The organism is Actinokineospora globicatena (assembly GCF_024171945.1).
Classification (GTDB): domain Bacteria; phylum Actinomycetota; class Actinomycetes; order Mycobacteriales; family Pseudonocardiaceae; genus Actinokineospora; species Actinokineospora globicatena.
In genome coordinates, this window is sequence record NZ_JAMTCR010000004.1 from 170,163 (window position 1) to 185,158 (window position 14,996).

Consider the following 14,996-nt stretch of genomic DNA (forward strand, 5'->3'; position numbering starts at 1 on the left):
GTGCTGAGCCTCGCCCTCACCCGTCGGGTAGTCGAGCGGACCGCTGGACCTCGCCCCACCGTGCCGGGCTTCGTCCGGCACGGTGGGGATTCGGGGGACTTCGTTCTCGGTCTCCTCAGAACGAAGCCCCGCCTGCCGAACCTGCTCGCGATGGTGCCCGTGACGGGGCCGGGGCGGGAAGAGGCTCGGGTGAGCGAGCAGGGGACGGGGCGGCCGAAGGGCTCCCCCGTGGGGCGCTGGCTGGCCAACCGCAAGGTCGGTACGAAGGTCCTGGGGACGGTGGGGCTGCTCGCGGTCGTCGCCGCCGGGGTCGGGGTGCTCTCGATCGTGCGCATGGGGTCCATGGACACCGCCGCCGAGCAGCTCTACACCAACGGCCTGCTGCCGGTCGAGCAGATCTACGAGGTCCGCGTCGACATGGAGAGCACCCGCCGCAACGTGCTCAACCACGCGCTGTCGACCACCCCGGCGACGCTCGCCAAGTACGAGCAGGCGCTGCGCGACGACGACGCCGCGTTCACCGAGGACCTCGACGCCTACGCGAAGTACACCACCGACCCGTCGCTGGTCGAGCAGGTCCGCGCGAAGTGGGCCGAGTACCAGCGCATCCGCGACGAGGAGGTGCTGCCCGCGGGCCGCGCCCACGACGTGGACGCCGTCGGGTTCCTGCGCGACACCAAGCTCGTACCCGCAGCCAAGGCCGCCGAGGACCTGGTGGCCGCCATGGTCCTGCGCGAGGCGAAGGCCGCCGAGCAGCGCCAGGAGTCGGTCACCGCCGACTACGTGTCCTCGCGCACCACGATCATCGTCGTGCTGGTCGCGGGCATCCTGCTCGCGCTCGCCGTCGGCTACTACGTGGTGCGGGGCATCCGGGGCAGCCTGCGCAAGGTCGGCACCGCCATCGCCGCGCTCGCCGCCAAGGACCTCACCGGGCACGCGGGCATCCACGGCCGCGACGAGCTCGCCGTGATGGGCCGCGACTTCGACACCGCCATGGACACCGTCCGCGAGACCGTGTCCGAGCTGGCGGGCACCGCCATCGCGCTGACCTCGGCGTCGGTCCGCTTGTCCGAGGTCAGCGGCGGGCTCAGCGCGGGCTCCGGCCAGGCCGCCGAGCACGCCGGGACCGCGGCCGACACCGCGGGCCGGGTCAGTGAGAGCGTCCGGTCGATGTCGGTCAGCGCCGAGGAGATGACCTCGTCGATCGCCGAGATCGCCAGCAGCGCCGGGCAGGCCGCCGACGTGGCCCAGCAGTCGCTGACGGCGGCCACCGAGACCGGCGCGCAGATCGCCGCGCTCGCCGAGGCCAGCTCCGAGATCGGCGAGGTGGTCAAGATGATCACCTCGATCGCCGAGCAGACCAACCTGCTCGCGCTCAACGCCACCATCGAGGCCGCTCGGGCGGGTGACGCCGGCAAGGGCTTCGCCGTGGTCGCCAGCGAGGTCAAGGACCTGGCCCAGGCCACCGCCAAGGCCACCGAGGGCATCTCCCAGCGGGTCGAGGCCATCCAGGCCGGTACCGCGGGCGCGGCCCGCTCGGTCCAGGAGATCCAGGACGTCGTCGGCCAGATCACCGACCACTCGACCACGGTGGCCTCCGCCGTGGAGCAGCAGTCGGCCACCACAGCCGAGATGAGCCGCGCCATCGCCGCGGCCGCCACCGGCAGCGGCGAGCTGTCGGCCACCTTCGGCGCCGTCGCCGAGGTCACCACCGCGACCACCGAGAGCGCCCGCGCCAGCCAGGCCGCCGCCGACGACCTGTCCACCCTGGCCACCAAGCTCGACGCCCTCGTCCGCGTCTTCCACTACTGAGGCCGCCATGACCGACCCCTACGGCTTCCGCCGCCCCACCGTCGCCGACGCCGAGAACGCCATCCGCCGCCTGCACCCGACCACCGCCGACCAGGTGTGGTCCACCCTGCGCGCCAAGGCCAACCTCACCGGCACCGAACCCGACGCCGACGCCCTGACCACCCTCATCACCGCCATGGAGGGCATCGACCCGGTCCTCTCCCTGTGCGCCCAGGCCTTCCGCATCCGCTCCGGCACCCACACCGCCCTCTCCGCCGCCCACGCCCTGGTCCGCAGCGCCGAATAACCAGGCTCACCGGGGGCCATCGTGGTCACAGTGGACGGTGGGCCTAACGGAGGTCGGTGCCCTTGGTCTCGGGGAGGGTGAGGATGACGAAGAAGGCGATCACGGCGGCGCCGGTGAGGTACCAGAAGAAGATGGTTGAGGCGCCCGCGTCGGCTAGGGCGGTTACGACTAGAGGGGCTGTGCCGCCGAATAGGGCTACCGTGAGGTTGTACCAGGCGCCGATGCCTAGGCCGCGGAGTTCGGTGGGGAAGAGTTCGCTCATGATGGCGGGGGCTATCGAGGTCATGGCGGTGTAGAAGCCGAGGCCTACGCAGAAGACCACGATCAGGTTGGCCGACCCGGGGCGTACCAGTGTGGACAGTGGGTAGCTCGTTACCGCTATCGCCGCTGCCCAGACCAAGAGCTGTGGTTTGCGGCCGAACCGGTCGGCGATGGCGCCCATCGGGTACTGCAAGACCACGAACAGCGCGGTGCCTATGGACAGCGCCAGGAACACGTCGCTGTCGTCGGCCTTCCTGGTGTTGATGGCGAACGGGGTCAGGGCGCTGAAGAACGTGTAGTAGCACAGGGTCGACAGCATCGTGAAGCCGATCAGCTGCCCGACCGCCTTGGGGTGTTGGCGCAGGGTGAGCATCAGCGGGTTGGTCAGGCGGCGGGCCTTGTCCTTGTTGTCCTCGAACTGCTCGGTCTCGTCCAACGCGCGGCGCAGGACCAAGCCGACGAGGCCGAGGACGCCACCGATGACGAACGGGATGCGCCACCCGTAGTCCTGCATGGCCGCCTTGCCGAGGGTGCTGTTGAGCGAGTACCCCAGCAGCGACGCGATCAGCACCGCCGACCCGGTCGAGATGTAGAAGAACGCCGAGTACCGCCCCCGCCGCGCCGACGGCGCGATCTCCGCGAGGTAGGCCGACGCGTTCGACACCTCGCCGCCCATCGACAGCCCCTGCACGATCCTGGCCACCAGCAGCAACACCGGCGCCAACCACCCCACCTGCCCGAACGTCGGCAACACCCCGATCGCCAACGACGCCCCCGCCATCGCCACGATCGTCAGGATCATCGCAGGCCGCCGCCCCCGCGTATCCGCGAACCGCCCCAGCAGGAACCCACCCAACGGTCGGAAGAAGAACGCCAACGCATAGGTCGCGAACGTCGCCAGCAACGCCTTGCTCCCCGGCTCGAACAACGCGTTCGCGATGTACGTGCTGAACGTGGCATAGACCGTCCAGTCGTACCACTCCACCGCATTGCCGACGCTGGCGGCGACAAGTTTGCGTACGGGTAAGCGGTGCTTCTCCGTGATGTCCTCGCCGACGACCTCGACCACGACCCACCTCCTGGCGCTGTCTGTTGTTGGACAGTGCCATAGCGCGGGGGAGATGTGTAGGGTTGTTTCCGCCTTGTTCTACCGGTATCCGGTTAGGCGGTGAGCTTGCGCTCCAGGATGTCGGTGTCTGGGTCGGCGAGTTTTTCGAGTAAGAGCAGGGCTGCTTCCCAGTGTTCTCTTGCGCTGTCTGGCCTACCGAGGAGCTGGAGGGCGTCTCCTAGGGCGTCGTGGGCGCGGGCTTCGGTGAGCCAGTCGTCGAGGGCTTCGGCCAGGGGGAGGGCCTGGGTCGCGTACTCGAGGGCGCGGGTGGGGTCGTTCTTGCTGTTGTGGATGGCGCCGATGGCCGCGTAGACGATCGCGATGTTGCGCTGGTCGCCCTGTTGCCTGCGGATCTCCAGCGAGCGCTCCAGGTTGGCCAGGGCGGCGTCGTACTCGCCGAGGCTGTGCTGGGCCTCGCCGAGCAGGCGCAGCGCGGTGGCCTCGCCGAACGCGTCGCCCTCGGCGACGTGCATCGCCAGTGCCTCGGTGAGCGTGGCCACGGCCGAGGCGACGTCACCCAAGCGGTGCTGGACGTCGCCGGTGTCGCGCAGCGCCCACGCTTCCGCCCACCGCTCACCCAGTTCCCGCCACCCGGCCCGCGCGAGCTCGAAGTGCTCTAGAGCTGTCGCGTAGTCACGCAGCCCTCTATAGGCGAGCGCGATGCTCGTGTGCAGCCAAGCCAACGCTGCTGGCTCGCCGCAGGTCCTAGCCGCGCGCAACGCCACTAGGTGCGTGTCCACCCAGTCGTTGAACGGGCGGCGAGCCAGGAAGGCGCCGAACATCGCGACCGGCAACTGCCACGCCAGCGCCAGCTCGCCCACGCGCTCGGCGTGCGTCACCGACGTCACCAGGTTCGCCCGTTCCTGGTCGCACCAGTGCAGCGCGTCAGCCCTGTCCGTGAAGGCCGGTAGCGGAGCAGGCGTCTCGGCGAGGTCCAGGGCGATGCGGGTGAAGCTTGGAGTGAACATCCGCGCCGCCGCGTCGGCCGCATGGGTGTACCAAATGAGCAGACGCCGCAACGCCTCTACGCGTTCGGGGTCCTCGCTAGCCCGTTCAGCCGCGTAGACCCTAAGGAGGTCGTGGAACCGGTAGCGCCTAGGTGAGTCCTCGCGCAGGAGATGGGCGTTGACCAACGTCTCTAGTAGCCGTCGGGTCGCCGCGGGCGATAGTCCTGCCAACGCGGGCACCGCGTCTAGGCCGATGTCGGCGCCGGGAACCACTCCGAGGAGACGGAACAACCTGGCCGCGTCAGAAGACAGCGTGCGGTAGGACAAAGAGAACACCACTCGAACGGCGGCGGCGGGGTCCTCGTCGTCAGCCAAGGCGTCCAGCCGCTCTTGGCGCAACTCCCGCGCGAACTCGGCCAGGCTCAACGACTCGCTCGCCGCGAGTCTGCCGCCCACGATGCGCAACGCCAGTGGGAGATAACCGCAATCCCTGGCCAACTCCGCGGCGGCGTCCGGCTCCGCCGCGATCCGCTCATCGCCCACGATCTTGGCCAACACCTCGACCGCGCGCGTCGGGGGTAGCACGTCCAACGCCATCCGCTGGGCCCCTTCCCTGGTCGCCAACCCGGTCAGTCTACTGCGGCTGGTGATCAGCACGCGGCACGACGACGAGCCGGGGAGCAGCGGCCGGACCTGGTGCGGGGTGGCGGCGTTGTCCAGCAGGATGAGGATCCGCTTGCCGTGCACCAAGGATCGGTACAACGCGGCGCGCGGCTCGGTCCCCACCGGGATGCGTTCGCCCGGTATGTCCAAAGATCGCAGGATCTGTTCCAGCGCGTCTTCGGCTGTCACCGCTTCGTCGACGTGGTAGCCGCGGAGGTCTATGTAGAGGTCGCCATCGGGGAAGTGGTCGCGAACCTGGTGTGCCCAATGCGTGGCGAGTGAGGTCTTACCGACGCCACCGATCCCCACAATCATCGTTGGCGCTACCGGGTCAGTGCTCTCCAACCAGTTCCCCAACGACTTGAGGTACTTCTCTCGATCGTTGAAGTGCGCTGTGTCCGCAGGCAGTTGACGGGGGACAGGTAGCGCTGACGGTGCGGTAGTGAAGTGAACGCCACCGACGATCGTGTGTGCTTGGACGGCGTTGGACGACGTCGCGGTCAACTGGTTTCGCGTCGTGTCGTCGGTCACGGGCACGTCCTCGCCGGGTGATCAACAGGATCGAAGTGCGGTCACTGTACTGGCGCGCACCGCCCACCGAGAGTGGTTTCGGTGACTGGGCCGGAATTCGCCAAGCCTCGGGCGGTTACCTGACAGGGCGACTCGAGCGGACCGCGCTCACCGGCGGTCACCCGCGGCACGCCGAACGATGGAATTCGTTGCATCCGAAGTGTTCCACCACTGTGAACCGCTTGTTTCGGGACTGTGAACGGAGTCTAGTGGCGGTTGGGCCCCGCTCGGGGTCGTCACCCTGGGGGATGGAACCGATGACGTACGAGGACGCCGATCTGCTCGCCGAGTGCGCCGCGGCGGTGCTCGACCGGCACGAGCCGCTGACCTGGCGGCACGCGCTCGACGAGCACTGGCACTACGTGCTGCCCGTCGACCACCGCTCCCGTGAGCAGGGCTGGAAGCTGCACGTCCCGGCCACCCCGCTCTCGGTCTGCCTGGTGCTCTCGCGCGCGGTGGACGTGCTCGCCGAGCACCGGTGCGCGTTCAAGTTCGCCGTCACCATGCGCCGGGTGCACGAACTCGTCGGCCCCAACGCCGACCGCAAGGCCGCGGGCAAGTTCCTCACCGCGTACCCCGACGACGACAGCCACGCGCGCATCGTTGCCGAAGCCTTGCACCACGCGACGTTGGGCCTACCGGGGCAGTGGATCCTGACCGATCGCCGGTACCGCCAACACTCGCAGGTTTTCTACCGATATGGCGGCTTCACCCCGCCGAAGGTGCTGACCGACGACGGTGAGTACCGCGCGATGTTGCGCACACCGGACGGATCGGTCGTACCGGACAAGAGGGCGGTGGGGCAGGTAGCGCCACCGTGGGCGGTAGACCCGTTCCAGGACGACGCCGCACCGTCCACAGTGGCCGGTTCGGTGCTCGTCGGCGGGCGGTTCACCGTCCGGTCCGCGATCCGGCAGAACAACCGGGGCGGCGTGTACCTCGCCGAGGACGCCGACGGCGCCCGCCTGGTGCTCAAGCGCTTTCGCGAGCACACCGGCGCTGCCGTCGACGGCAGCGATTCCCGCACCCGCGCGCGGGCCGAGGCTCGCCTGCTGTCGATCCTCGGGCCCAGCGGGTCCTCGCCCCGGTTCATCGACGTCTTCACCTCGGGCACGGACATCTTCGTCGCCCAGCAGTGGGTCGACGGGGTGCCGCTGCGCCGGTTCGTGGCCCGCGAACTGCGCCCCAGCGGCACCGCGCTCGCACTCGAGGTCGACCTGGCGCTGGACCTGACCCGCCAGTTGGTCGACCTGCTCGACAAGGTGCACGCCGCCGGGTACGTCCTCGGTGACCTGACCCCGAACAACGTGCTGGTCACCCCGCAGCGGCGGTTGGTCCTGATCGACCTCGAGTCCGCGCTGCGCCCCACCGACCTCGCCGCCCGGCTGCTCACCCCCGGCTACGCCGCCCCGGAGGACGAGGGCCGATCGCGGATGATCGCCGCCGACCCCAGCCCGAGCACCGACCTCTACAGCCTCGGCGCCACCCTCTTCTACCTCATCTCCGGCGCCCACCCGCCCGCCTCGCCCGGTACCCGCCTCCGTGACCTGCTGCGCCAGATGGCGAACCGCAACCCGGTCGCGGCCCGCCTCGCCCCCATCGTCACCCGCCTGCTGTCGCCGGAGCCCGCTGAACGCCCGGGGCTCGCGGAGATCCGTGCCTTCTTGGCGGATACCGATGCGGGCACGCTGGACCACTCCACGTCGGGCGCGAAGGTCACTGGTGTGGGCGCTGAATCGGCCGACGGGGACTCGGCGGTGGCGGGGCTGGTCGAGGGGATGGTCGCGGATCTCGTCAGCACCGCGAAGCCCGAGCAGGCCTGGTTGTGGCGGAACTCCGAGACCGCCATGCGGTACGACCCGTGTTCCGTGCACGTCGGTGCGCCCGGGGTGCTGTTGGTGCTGTGCCAGGCGGCGCGGGCGGGGTACAGCGATGTGCTCGACACAGTGGACGTCGCCGCGCGGTGGACGATGCGCCGGTTGCCGGACGAGCCGAGGGTGTTGCCCGGGTTGATGTTCGGGCGAGCCGGCACGGCGGTCAGCCTGTACGAGGCGGGTGTGCTGCTGGAGGCGGACGACGTCAGCGCGGCCGGGTTGGCGTTGGCGCGGAGCCTGCCGACGCGGTGGCACGTGCCCGACGTGTTCCACGGTGTCGCGGGAGCCGGGCTGGCGCTGGTGCGGTTGTGGCGGCAGACCGGGGACGACGACCTGCTCGACCGGGCCAGGCAGTGCGCGGACGGGTTGCTGGAGAGCGCGCTGGAAGGTCCACAGTGGACCGCGACCGGGGACTTCCTGCTCGCGGGCGCCACCCACTGGGGGTTCGCGCACGGTGTCGCGGGCATCGCCACCTACCTGCTCGACATCGCCGAGGCGACCGGCGACGATCGCTACCTCGCTGTGGCCTCGCGTGCCGCTGAGGCGTTGGCCGGGGTCGCGATCCACGACGGTGACGCGGCGTTCTGGCCCAGCGGTGAGGACGACGAGCAGGCCGACAACGTCCGGCTGACCGGCTTCTGCAGCGGCGCGACCGGCGTCGGCACGTTCCTGCTGCGGCTGCACCAGGTCACCGGTGACCCTGGCGCCCGCGCGCTGGCCGAGGCCGCCGCGACCGCCGTCCACCACGGCAACTGGACCTCGCCGCCGCTGTGGTGCCACGGCCTGGCCACCGACGGCGACTTCCTCCTCGACTGCGCCGAACTCGATCGCGCCGAACTCGACCAGGCGAGCGGGGGCACGGCGCACCGCAACGGCGCGCGCCGTGCCCCGGTAACCGGCCACACCACCCACATCCCCGGCGCACGTGATCCCCATGTCGCGGCGAGCTCCGCCGCGCGTACCCCCAGCGCCTACCCTCTGTCCACCGCCGACCCGTCCGCTTCTGATCCGGCCGCCCGCTACCGTTCCTGGGCCGAGGACACCGCCGCCGTCATGGCCACCCGCGCGGTCCCCCGCCGTGGCCGCCTCCTCACCCCCGACGACACCGGCGACGTCGTCGCCTCGTTCGCCAACGGCTACGCGGGCGCCCTCTCCTTCCTCCTACGCCTGCGCCACGGCGGTGCCCGCCCCCTCCTGCCCAGCTACGCCAGGGACTCCGTCCCGGCCTGACCCCGTGAGAGGAGGTGCCCCCGATGGAACTGACCGTGAACCAGCTCGACCTCCTGCCCGCCACCGAGCAGACCGGCGACGAGCCCCAGCTGCTGTCCAGCTGCTGCAGCCACTGCTTCTCGTCCCTGATGCTCGTCACCAACGGCTGTGAGTGGTGACCACTGACGGTGGCCGTGTCCCACCAGGACACGGCCACCACCCCGGCACGTCCCCGCCCACCCCCCCGTGACTGACCGGCTGGCCCCCGAGTGACTTCGCCGCCCGCGCACACACCACGGACGCCGTCGACAGCTCGGTGCTGGTGCGGCTGGAGCCGGACGCGGACCCGGCCGTGGTGACGGTCGCCCTAGACCCGCCGCGACCGTGGTCGCAGGTCGAGGTCCCCGCGCGACATCACCCCGCGGTCGATCGCAGTGCGCCGCGCTCAACGCCCGCACAGACGGGCCGTCCAGCGACCTTCGACCGAATCCCGCGACTTAGCTGTCGCCCGCCCGCTGCGCGACAAACCCGCAGCGCCTCCTCCGCGGACGCCCCTGATATGCGCTTTCTCGCGCCTCACAGGGCCCTCCGGGCACGCCTAGAAGCCGCTGTCACTCCATCGCCGCCGCGGCTTCCGCCTGTGCTGCCATCCCCAACGCGCCGCCTCGTGACCCCACCCCCACATCAGCCCCTCCGCGCGTGCCGAGCCGTCCTGGCCCGGCACTTTCAGCTTCCGCCTGAATGGGCCAATCCCTGAATCCGCCACTCCCCGCATGCCAAGTCGCCCCGGCCCTGCAACCTCGGCTTCCACCTCACGGGGTCCATCCCCGAATCCACGAAATCCGCGCCCGACGGGCGCCGCCGCCTCGCTCGGGCCGCCGTCGCGGGGGCCGCCTCCGGCACCCCAGCCCCCACCCTCTCCGGGGGGCGTCCCCAGTGCCAGTCTACCGGGGGTGGGGGTGGCGACCTAGGGGTGCGGCTGGGCTGTGGACAACTCAGGGCATTGTGGACAACTCGACCTGGGGAAACGGCCTTGACCAGCGCGGAGGTCGCCCCAGTCGAGCGAAGGCAGCGTGACCGGGGTCATCCTCCGAGCGGAAATAGTCAAGCTCTCAATCAAGTTGACCCGAGGGTGTCGACGATCGAACGGGAGCCAGTCATGACCGCAGTGCAGAGCCGGGTGCTCGAGCTCGCCGAGGACGCGCAGGACCTGTTGTTCCGCCGGGCCAGGACCGCGAACGCGTTCGCGGACGGGCCGGTGAGCGACGAGCAGGTGCGCGCCATCTACGAGCTGGTGAAGTGGGGACCCACCGCGATGAACGGGCAGCCGTTGCGGGTTGTGCTCGTGCGGACCGAGGAGGGACGGGAGCGACTGGTCCGACACCTGTCGGAGGGCAACCGGGCCAAGACGGCGGCCGCGCCGCTGACCGCGATCCTGGCCGCGGACACCGATTTCCACGAGCACCTGCCGACGGTGTTCCCACACGTTCCCGGCGCCAAGGACTTCTTCGCCGACGGTGAGCGGCGGGCGGAGAGCGCGCGGTTCAACGCCTTGCTCCAAGCGGGCTACTTCGTGCTCGGCGTGCGCGCGGCCGGGCTCGCCGCCGGGCCGATGACCGGGTTCGACGCCGCCGGGGTGGACCGCGAGTTCTTCCCCGACGGGCGGCTGCGGTCGCTGGTGGTGGTCAACATCGGCAACCCGGTCGTGGCCGAGTTCGCCCGCAGCCCCCGGCTGGGCTACGACGACGTCGTGCTGACCGTATGACGCGCGAAAGGGGCCCCGCCGAAGCCGGGGCCCCTTCGTCGTGCGCGCTTACCGGCCGTAGGTCGACTGGGTCTGCACGTTGAGCTCCGTCCACCGGTAGGACTTCGCCGGGTCCGTCGCCGGGTCGTTGATCTCCAGGACGTCGAAGCCCTTGCCCAGGTCCGAGGTGTAGATGAAGCCGTTGTAGTAGTACGCCGACCACACCCCGCCGCTCTCGGCCGAGTTGGCGGCCGGGCCGCGCTCGAAGAAGCCGATCTCCTTGGGCTGCTGGGAGTTCGTGTAGTCCACCAGCTGGACGCCGCCGGAGTACCAGGCCTGGACCATGATGTCGCGGCCGGGCACCGGCAGCAGCGACCCGTTGTGCGCCACGCAGTTCTCGGTCGGGGTCTGGTAGCGGTTGATCTTGTAGAAGCTGCGGAACTCCAGCGCCCGCTGGTCGCCGCGGCCGGTGATGTCGTAGATGCCGTTGGCGCCGCGGGTCGGGCCGATCTTGGCGGTGCAGGTCGCGCCGCCGCCACCGCCGAGCTCGTCGGTGAAGATGACCTTGGTGCCGTCGTTGTTGAACGTCGCCGAGTGCCAGAACGCGAAGTGCTCGTCGTCCTGCACCCGGTTGATCACCCGCGGCTTCTCCGGGTCGACGATGTTGAGCAGTACGCCGTCACCCATGCAGGCGCCCGCGGCCAGGTTCTTCGACGGGAACACCGTGATGTCGTGGCAGCCGGAGGTGGCGACCACGTACGGGTTCTCGATGTTGCTCGAGCTGCCCTTGCCGGGGTTGCCGCCGTCCGGGAACAGGTTCGGCGTGGCCACGACCTCGGCCGCCGCCGGGTTGCGCAGCGGCACCTTGATGATGGTGATGATGTCGTGCGGCGGCTGGCACTTGCTGATGTTGACCGCGGGGCTGTAGGAGGACACGTAGATGTAGACGTCCTTGCCGCGCTTGTCCGGCACCAGCGTGTGCGTGTGCGACCCGCAGGCCGTCTCGACCGAGCGGATGTAGCGCGGGTTGCGCTTGTCGCTGATGTCGAAGATCTTCATGCCCTCCCAGTACGCCTTCGTCCCGTCGGCCTGCGCGACCGAGGAGCACGAGTCGTCGCTGCGGCGGGAGTCGGTGGACAGGAACAGCAGGTTCCCGCTGACCGACACGTCGTTCTGCGAGCCGGGGCAGAGCACCTGGCTGGTGATCTTGGGCGCGCGCGGGTCCTTGATGTCGTAGATGGTGAAGCCCAGGTAGTTGCCCGCGATGGCGTAGTCGCCGGTGAAGGCCAGGTCGGTCCCGGTCGACCCGGTGCCCTTGAGCGGGGCGGTCGCCGGGATGTTGGCCACGTGCTTGACGTTCGAGCTGGTGACGATCTCGTCCGGGCCGGGGAACTGGCTCTGCGCGGACGCTGACGGCACCCCCAGCAAGGCGGAGATCGTCGCGGCGGCGGCTCCGACGACCGCGATGGTGGTCGCGCGTCTGCCGCGTCGGGAAGAAGGCACCCTGCGTACCCCTCTCGTGAAGATCTGAAATCGCAGTATGACCCGGGCGCAAGAGCGCAACCAGCCCCTTCTGTTGCTACTTTTCACCAGTTGGACACGGTCTGTTGCCAGTGCCGCCGGTCGGGTACGTTCGGCCCCCTGACGCGGGGCGAGGGGAGTCGGGCATGGGTTTGCGGCGGATTGCGTGCTGTGCGGTCGGGGCGGTTCTCGCGTTCGGCGGCACAGCCTGCACCAGCCAGGAGCCCGGGCCGAGCAACCCGGTCGTGCAGCCGGGCAAGCCGGGGGAGGCCAACCACACGCTCTCCCCCGAGGAGATCGAGTCCGGCGTCCCGGTGGTCCCGCCCAACGCCGCCGACTTCGGCTACGCCGAGATGATGATCGTCCACCACCACCAGGCCGTGGAGATGTCCGCGCTCGCCCCCGACCGCGCCGCCAACGCCTCGCTCAAGGGCCTGGCCAGCCGCATCGCCGACACCCAGGACCCCGAGATCGGGGCGATGAACGAGTGGCTGCGGCGCAACGGCAAGCCCACCGTCGACCCCAGCCACGCCGGGCACGGCGGCCACGCGGGCCACCAGATGCCGGGCATGGCGACCCCCGAGCAGTTGGCCGAGCTCAAGGCCGCCACCGGGCCCGCGTTCGACGAGCTGTTCGTGCGGCTGATGACCCGCCACCACGAGGGCGCCATCGAGATGGCCAACGTGGTGCGCAAGGACGGCTCCGACGTCAAGGTGCAGGAGATGGCCGACAACATCGTCGCCGAGCAGTCCGACGAGATCCGCCGGATGAGCACCATCCTCGCGGGGTGATCCCCAACCCCCCGAGTTGTCCACAGGCGGGGGAAACCGGGCGGCGGCGCCCCCGACCGGCTCGCTAGCATCCCGTGTGTCGAGGTCACGACCCCGCTGACCACCCGAGCACCGAGGAGCACCCGTGTCCCAGCCACAGTCCCCAGCCGTCGCACCCGCCCAGAGCGTGGTGGTGCGGGCGGGCACTACGGCTGGCGCGGCCGTCCGCGAGGCCGGGCTGCCCGGCAAGGGCGCGGACGCCGTCGTGGTGGTGCGCGACGCCGAGGGGCGCCTGCGCGACCTGTCCTGGGTGCCCTCGTCCGACGCGGAGGTCACCGCGGTCGCGGCCAACACCGACGACGGCCGCTCGGTCATCCGGCACTCCTGCGCGCACGTGCTGGCCCAGGCCGTGCAGCAGCAGTTCCCCGAGGCCAAGCTGGGCATCGGCCCGCCGGTGCGCGACGGCTTCTACTACGACTTCGCCGTCGAACGCCCGTTCACCCCGGAGGACCTGCAGGCGCTGGAGAAGCGCATGAAGCAGATCATCAAGGGCGCGCAGCGGTTCTCCCGCCGGGTGCTCGACTCGGTCGAGGCGGCCAAGGTCGAGTTGGCGGCGGAGCCGTTCAAGCTCGAGCTGGTCGACATCAAGAGCGATGTGGACGACCCCGAGGTGATGGAGGTCGGCGGCGGCGAACTGACCGTCTACGACAACCTCGACCCGCGCTCCGGCGAGCAGGTCTGGGGCGACCTGTGCCGCGGCCCGCACGTGCCGACCACCAAGCACATCCCGGCGTTCAAGCTCACCAGGGTGGCCGCGGCGTACTGGCGGGGCGACCAGAACAACCAGCAGCTCCAGCGGGTCTACGGCACGGCGTGGGAGTCGCAGGAGGCGCTCGACGCGCACCTGGAGCTCATCGCCGAGGCTGAGCGGCGCGACCACCGCAGGCTGGGCACCGAGCTGGACCTGTTCAGTTTCCCCGACGAGATCGGCTCCGGCCTCGCGGTGTTCCACCCCCGCGGTGGCATCGTGCGGCGCGCGATGGAGGACTACTCGCGCCGCCGCCACGAGGAGGAGGGCTACGAGTTCGTCTACAGCCCGCACATCACCAAGGGCACCCTGTTCGAGACCTCCGGCCACCTCGACTGGTACCGCGACGGCATGTACCCGGCGATGCACCTCGACGCCGAGTACAACGAGGACGGCACGGTCCGCAAGCCCGGCCAGGACTACTTCCTCAAGCCGATGAACTGCCCGTTCCACGACCTGATCTTCCGCTCCCGGGGCCGCTCCTACCGCGAGCTGCCGCTGCGGATGTTCGAGTTCGGCTCGGTGTACCGCTACGAGAAGTCCGGCGTCGTGCACGGCCTCACCCGGGTGCGCGGCATGACCCAGGACGACGCGCACATCTTCTGCACCCCCGAGCAGGTGCAGGACGAGCTCAAGTCGCTGCTCACCTTCGTGCTCGACCTGCTGCGCGACTACGGCCTCGACGACTTCTACCTGGAGCTCTCGACCCGCAACGACCAGAAGTACGTCGGCTCCGACGAGGTGTGGGAGAAGGCGACCGAGGCGCTGCGCGTCGCGGCCACCGACTCCGGCCTCGACCTGGTGCCCGACCCGGGCGGCGCGGCGTTCTACGGCCCCAAGATCTCCGTGCAGGCCCGCGACGCGCTCGGCCGCACCTGGCAGATGTCCACCATCCAGGTCGACTTCAACCTGCCCGAGCGCTTCGAGCTCGAGTACACCGCCGGTGACGGCAGCCGCCAGCGCCCGGTGATGATCCACCGCGCGCTGTTCGGGTCCATCGAGCGGTTCTTCGGCGTGCTCACCGAGCACTACGCGGGCGCGTTCCCGGCCTGGCTGGCCCCGGTCCAGGTCGTCGGCATCCCGATCGCCGACGAGCACACCGACCACCTGCTCCAGGTCGCCAAGTCCTTGCGCGCCAAGGCCATCCGCGTCGACGTCGACGCCTCCGACGACCGCATGCAGAAGAAGATCCGCAACCACACCCTGCAGAAGGTCCCGTTCCTGCTCGTCGCGGGCGGCAAGGACGTCGAGTCCGACTCGGTCTCCTTCCGCTTCCGCGACGGCTCCCAGGTCAACGGCATCCCGGTCGCCCGCGCGGTCGCCGCCATCGAGTCCTGGATCACCCGCCGCGACAACACCTCCCCGACGGCGGACACCTTCACCCTGGACTAGCGCTCACGGTCCGGTGGCCGGGGCACGTGCT

Annotated in this window: 10 protein-coding genes; 7 read left to right on the top strand and 3 right to left on the bottom strand. The window is 70.2% G+C overall.

Annotation, left to right across the window (positions count from 1 at the left end):
- Positions 1 to 189: 189 nt before the first annotated feature.
- Positions 190 to 1,812 carry a methyl-accepting chemotaxis protein gene (locus LV79_RS19705; RefSeq protein WP_285469930.1) on the top strand — a complete coding sequence of 541 codons (1,623 nt, stop codon included), beginning with the start codon at positions 190 to 192 and terminating at the stop codon, positions 1,810 to 1,812.
- 7 nt (positions 1,813 to 1,819) lie between these two features.
- Positions 1,820 to 2,098, top strand: a complete 279-nt coding sequence (locus LV79_RS19710) for a hypothetical protein (protein WP_253838858.1) — start codon at positions 1,820 to 1,822, stop codon at positions 2,096 to 2,098.
- Positions 2,099 to 2,141: 43 nt separating this feature from the next.
- On the opposite strand, the gene LV79_RS19715 is transcribed toward LV79_RS19710, so the two are convergent.
- Together LV79_RS19715 and LV79_RS19720 are read right to left on the bottom strand one after the other, a co-directional pair.
- Positions 2,142 to 3,428 (bottom strand): MFS transporter, encoded by a 1,287-nt coding sequence (locus LV79_RS19715; RefSeq protein ID WP_253838860.1) that lies wholly within the window; start codon positions 3,426 to 3,428, stop codon positions 2,142 to 2,144.
- A gap of 92 nt (positions 3,429 to 3,520) precedes the next feature.
- On the bottom strand, positions 3,521 to 5,608 hold the full coding sequence (locus tag LV79_RS19720) for an ATP-binding protein (protein ID WP_253838861.1): 2,088 nt from the start codon (positions 5,606 to 5,608) through the stop codon (positions 3,521 to 3,523).
- Between the two features lie 296 nt (positions 5,609 to 5,904).
- Here LV79_RS19720 and lanL point away from each other — a divergent pair, with 296 nt between their 5' ends.
- The 3 genes from lanL to LV79_RS19730 all read left to right on the top strand — a co-directional run bounded on the left by lanL (position 5,905) and on the right by LV79_RS19730 (position 10,495).
- On the top strand, positions 5,905 to 8,751 hold the full coding sequence (gene lanL, locus LV79_RS19725) for a class IV lanthionine synthetase LanL (protein WP_253838862.1): 2,847 nt from the start codon (positions 5,905 to 5,907) through the stop codon (positions 8,749 to 8,751).
- 23 nt (positions 8,752 to 8,774) lie between these two features.
- Complete coding sequence (locus tag LV79_RS34055; RefSeq protein ID WP_281245066.1) at positions 8,775 to 8,909, top strand: hypothetical protein; 135 nt, start codon at positions 8,775 to 8,777, stop codon at positions 8,907 to 8,909.
- A 980-nt stretch (positions 8,910 to 9,889) separates the two neighbouring features.
- Positions 9,890 to 10,495, top strand: a complete 606-nt coding sequence (locus tag LV79_RS19730; RefSeq protein ID WP_253838863.1) for a malonic semialdehyde reductase — start codon at positions 9,890 to 9,892, stop codon at positions 10,493 to 10,495.
- Between the two features lie 48 nt (positions 10,496 to 10,543).
- Here the strand turns inward: LV79_RS19730 and LV79_RS19735 are convergent, their stop codons facing one another.
- Entirely contained in the window at positions 10,544 to 11,977 is a 1,434-nt protein-coding gene (locus LV79_RS19735) for an LVIVD repeat-containing protein (RefSeq protein ID WP_253838867.1), read from the bottom strand.
- A gap of 164 nt (positions 11,978 to 12,141) precedes the next feature.
- Between LV79_RS19735 and LV79_RS19740 the strand changes: the two genes are divergently transcribed.
- Positions 12,142 to 12,786, top strand: a complete 645-nt coding sequence (locus LV79_RS19740; protein ID WP_253838868.1) for a DUF305 domain-containing protein — start codon at positions 12,142 to 12,144, stop codon at positions 12,784 to 12,786.
- A gap of 166 nt (positions 12,787 to 12,952) precedes the next feature.
- Positions 12,953 to 14,965, top strand: a complete 2,013-nt coding sequence (thrS, locus tag LV79_RS19745) for a threonine--tRNA ligase (RefSeq protein WP_253840353.1) — start codon at positions 12,953 to 12,955, stop codon at positions 14,963 to 14,965.
- The last annotated feature ends 31 nt before the right edge of the window (positions 14,966 to 14,996 follow it).